The organism is Solemya pervernicosa gill symbiont (assembly GCF_002020875.1).
Classification (GTDB): Bacteria; Pseudomonadota; Gammaproteobacteria.
In genome coordinates, this window is sequence record NZ_MPRL01000112.1 from 1 (window position 1) to 4,450 (window position 4,450).

Below are 4,450 nucleotides of genomic sequence, written 5' to 3' on the forward strand. Positions count from 1 at the left end.
GGGGCGCCGTAGGCATAAACGGTCGCGTTAAGTATTTGCCGCTTGCTTGGGCTTGGATGCCCAAAACAAGCTTCCGCAAAAATAGCGACTCCCCGAAAACAAACTCTCGCAAAAATAGCGACTCCCCTACAATCTCGACAAAGGTCGGATACGAATATTCTCTATTTGCCACGATCGACGTAATCTCGCCGAGTACGAAGGGCACATGGAGGTTGATGAGCCTTTGCTAGAAGAGCTTATTTTAAATGCAAAAGAGCTATTGGGCTTGGTAAGAAGACTGAAGATATAAATAATCCATGAACGATGATTTTCAAGAGATTGCACGCAAGGCGTGCAACGCCGACAAGATTTTCCATATCGAAGATATCCAGTCGCTCTGGAGCGGCTACGGGATGATTGCACGTTACGGACTGCACGGTGGCGAACATGAAACGGTGGTGATCAAACACGTGAAACTGCCGGGCAAGAAAGATCATCCGCGTGGCTGGAATAGCGACCGCTCGCACAAGCGTAAGGTGCGCTCCTACCACGTGGAGAGTAGCTGGTACCGCAAGTGGAGCGAGCGGTGTGATGAGAGCTGCCGAGTGCCGCGCTGCTATGCGCTGAAGGAGGGCAAGGATGAGTTCCTGATGGTCTTTGAGGATCTCGATGCCAGCGGTTTTCCCCGCCGATTCGATTCGGTCTCGATGAGCGAAATGGTGGTCTGTCTGCGTTGGTTGGCAAACTTTCACGCTACCTATATGGGGGAGACGCCCGACCAGCTGTGGAAGGTGGGTACCTACTGGCACCTCGATACCCGCCCCGATGAGTTGGCGGTGTTGAAGGATGCACCGTTGAAGGCGGCGGCGGGTGTGATCGATCGGCGGCTGCGAAAGAGCCGTTTTCAGACCCTTGTGCATGGCGATGCCAAGCTGGCCAACTTCTGCTTCTCACACGATGGGCAGGCGGTGGCCGCGGTCGACTTTCAGTATGTCGGTGGTGGCTGTGGCATGAAGGATGTCGCCTATTTTATCGGTAGTTGTCTGCGTGAAAGTGAGTGTGAACGGCATGAGGGCAGACTGCTCGAGACCTACTTCAAAGAGCTTGAAGCGGCGCTGAGTGATCGAAGCAGTGATATCGATTTTGCTGCGTTGGAGCAGGAGTGGCGTGCTCTCTATCACCTCGCCTGGACCGATTTTCACCGCTTTGTGAAGGGGTGGAGCCCTGGCCACTGGAAGATTCACGGCTATAGCGAACGGATCGCCCATGAGGTGGTGGCGCAGTTGAACGGGGCAACGGCATAACGATGCAGCTCAGTGCAGACGATCTCAGCTATCTATCGCAATGTGCGATCAGAGCCGCGACCGAGGCGGGAGCACTGATCGCGAGTCGTAGCACGGAGTCGGTTGCGGTAGAGCATAAGGCGGGGGGCGATACACTCGCCTCGCAGGTGGTGACCGAGGTTGATCTGCTTAGCGATGCTGCGATTATAAAAATGCTCAAACCGACCTGTGATCGCTATCAACTCGCCATGCTGACCGAGGAGAGCATTGATGATAGTGCGCGGTTGAAGCAGGACCACTTCTGGTGTGTCGATCCGCTCGACGGCACACTCTCCTTTATCGAGTCGCTGCCCGGTTATGCCGTCTCGATTGCGCTGGTATCGCGTGCCGGGGAGCCACTGATTGGCGTGGTCTACGATCCGGTTACAGCGACGCTCTACTCTGCTGTGAAGGGGCAGGGGGTAGAGCGTAACGGTGAGCCGTGGTGCCACGTACCCTCTGGCGATACCCCGCTGTTAACGCTGATCAGTGACCGCACTCTGGAGTCACGCAGTGACTTCCCGCAGCTACTGCAGCGTATTGAGACGATGGCGACGCAGCTCGGCTTCTCTGGGGTAACGACGTTACACAATGGTGGAGCGGTGATGAGTGCCTGTTGGGGGCTTGAGCATGGCCCAGGGTGTTACTTCAAACTGCCGAAAACGGAGCCGGGTGGCGGAAGCCTGTGGGACTTTGCCGCTACGGCTGCACTGTTTAATGAGATGGGAGCAGTTGCCAGCGATTTTTATGGTCAGCCACTGGAGCTGAATCGTGCGGAGTCGACCTTCATGAATCATCGTGGTGTGATCTTTGCGACGGAGCAGCGAGTGGCAACTGAACTTATGTCACAGCTACAACCGTTTTTTTCCAATTACACCCCTGAAATAAGTTAAAGAGATATTTTCTGATGCCTCACCTGATTGTCGAATATGCCAGTGATGCGCTAACCGCTGAGCAGATCGAGTCATTACTCAACGTTGTTCACACAGCCGCTGCTGCGACAGCGCTGTTTGATCAGAGCCATATCCGCGTGCGGGCAATTCCGGTTGAACACTATCTTGTTGGTGGAGAACGCAAACCGTTTCTCCATGTTCGGTGCCATATTCACGCTGGCCGTACCCCTGAGCAGAAAGGGCTGCTGAGTGAAACCGTGTTGGTGGCCGTTCGTGATGAGGGGCTACCTGTGGCCGTTGTCACTGTTGAAGTGGTTGATATGGATCGCTCCAGCTACGCTAAGCATTCGCATTGATTGGCAATTTGATCTTGCCCCCTAATAATATTGAATCAATATTCTCAACGACTAAAGACAGCCGATATTTACAGATGAAAAAATCAACCATCTCGATTGGATTGAGTAATCCAAAAAGCCCGGAGAACGTCGGTTCGGTGATGCGTGCGGCCGGTAATTTTCGTGTCGATTCGGTTTTTTATACAGGTGACCGCTACCCTCGTGCCGTGGCACTCAATCCCGATATCCCAAAGATGAGTCGTAGTGTGAGTGAGGATGTACCGCTCGTGGGCGTTGAATCGCTGCTTGATGAGGTGGTCGATGGAATGCAGGTTGTCTGTGTTGAATTTGCGGAGAACGCGACACCGTTGACCGAGTTTCAACACCCAGAGAGTGCCTTCTATCTGTTTGGCCCAGAAGATGGCACGCTCAGTCAATCGATCATCGACCGGGCCGATGCGGTGGTCTATATACCGACCGTGGGCTGCATGAATCTGGCTGCGACGGTCAATGTGCTGCTCTACGACCGGATGGTGAAATCGTCTGAGAACCATGCGAGTGAATCGCTGATTCGTGAAAGTCGTGATAGAAATAACAACATAAAGGTTAGGGGGCTTCGCAAGAATTGATGGTGTCGTATTGCATGCGAGTCTATCTGATTCGACAAGCGTCGTCTTGCGACTCTGTTACTATCTGATCGCTGTTAATCCGCGTCTGAAACCGTTAGCTATTTGAAGAGAATTTATGAGTTCTGAAATGAGTGATGTTGAAGAGCGCCTTGCACAGGCCAAGGCACTGCTAGAGGGCGGTAGCAACGAAGAGGGGCGTCTGATGCTGCTTGAACTGCTGAAGGACGAGCCCAATAACGCCGCTGCCTTGTTGATGCTGGGTGGTGTCTACTTCTATGAAGAGAAGTTCGCCGAGGCGGAGATGGTCTATGAGCGGCTGGTGAAGATGGAGCCGGGTTCGGGCATGATTTCGATCGCGCTATTTAACGCGTTGATGAAGCAGGGGCGTTATGAGGAGGCGGTGGGGGAGATTCGCCGCTTCATTTCGGTGGCCGATAAGGTACAGGAGCGAGAGACCTTCGAGAAGTATGCAGAGATCAGTCAGGCAATTGCCGAGAGTGGGGCTGCGCCTGGAGAGTAAAATCAAGTTCTGTGAACAACTGATTAAAAGGGAAGGGCTGTCGAAGATGACAGCCCTTTTTTATTATTGATTTGTACGATTAAGCCGCCTGAACAATCGCGGTCGCCTCGGAGACCTCAAGCAGCTCTCCTGACTTACAGTCGTAGATGAAACCGTAAATCGGAATGTCGTGTGGAACCATTGGGTTGTTACGAATCCGTTCCACATCTTCGATCACGCTCTCTCTAGGGTCGTTGATGGTCAGCCAGTTGATGAATTTTCCGGCCGTCGTTCCACCGCCGACGTAGCTGTCGTGCCAACCGGTCTCATCGACCGTTGAGGTCTTCAGGCTACCGACAAGCAGATCGCCCATGATCTCTGAGGTGAAGGTCTGCATGCCGCAGTCGGTATGGTGAATCACAAACCACTCACGCGTTCCGAGCAGCTTGTAGGAGATCACCAGCGAGCGAATCGCATCGTCGCTCGCACGTCCACCGGCGTTGCGGATCACGTGGGCATCACCCTCGGCCAGACCGGCATACCTGGCAGGATCGAGACGCGCATCCATACAGGTTAGAATCGCAAAGTGCCGTCCTGGGGGCATCGGCAGCTCGCCCTTGTCACCAAAATCTGCGACATATTCAGCATTCGCGGTCATTACTTCTTTGAATTGTTTGCTCATGATCAACCTCCTTCGCTGACCGCCATGGATAGCGAAGCGAAGGCGGTTAGTCCGCGATAGTCGACGCCGTCTGCCTATTCGTAGTTGAGAGCGCGAGCGAACGACGGAGAA

Annotated in this window: 6 protein-coding genes; 5 read left to right on the forward strand and 1 reads right to left on the reverse strand. The window is 53.7% G+C overall.

The features are described 5' to 3' along the window. Positions 1-296: 296 nt before the first annotated feature. From BOW52_RS16180 to BOW52_RS16200, 5 genes are all read left to right on the forward strand, one after another. The gene (locus BOW52_RS16180; protein ID WP_078485118.1) at positions 297-1,283 is read left to right on the forward strand and encodes an oxidoreductase family protein; all 987 of its coding nucleotides are present in this window, start codon (positions 297-299) and stop codon (positions 1,281-1,283) included. Between the two features lie 2 nt (positions 1,284-1,285). Continuing rightward, a complete protein-coding gene (locus BOW52_RS16185; RefSeq protein ID WP_078485119.1) occupies positions 1,286-2,194 on the forward strand; it encodes a 3'(2'),5'-bisphosphate nucleotidase CysQ family protein in 909 nt (302 codons plus the stop codon). A gap of 14 nt (positions 2,195-2,208) precedes the next feature. Further along, positions 2,209-2,550 (forward strand): 5-carboxymethyl-2-hydroxymuconate Delta-isomerase, encoded by a 342-nt coding sequence (locus BOW52_RS16190; protein ID WP_078485120.1) that lies wholly within the window; start codon positions 2,209-2,211, stop codon positions 2,548-2,550. Between the two features lie 74 nt (positions 2,551-2,624). After that, on the forward strand, positions 2,625-3,158 hold the full coding sequence (locus BOW52_RS16195) for a TrmH family RNA methyltransferase (RefSeq protein WP_078485121.1): 534 nt from the start codon (positions 2,625-2,627) through the stop codon (positions 3,156-3,158). Positions 3,159-3,273: 115 nt separating this feature from the next. Further along, on the forward strand, positions 3,274-3,678 hold the full coding sequence (locus BOW52_RS16200) for a tetratricopeptide repeat protein (RefSeq protein ID WP_078485122.1): 405 nt from the start codon (positions 3,274-3,276) through the stop codon (positions 3,676-3,678). A gap of 79 nt (positions 3,679-3,757) precedes the next feature. Here the strand turns inward: BOW52_RS16200 and BOW52_RS16205 are convergent, their stop codons facing one another. Beyond that, entirely contained in the window at positions 3,758-4,339 is a 582-nt protein-coding gene (locus BOW52_RS16205) for a beta-class carbonic anhydrase (protein ID WP_078485123.1), read from the reverse strand. Between the last annotated feature and the right edge of the window lie 111 nt (positions 4,340-4,450).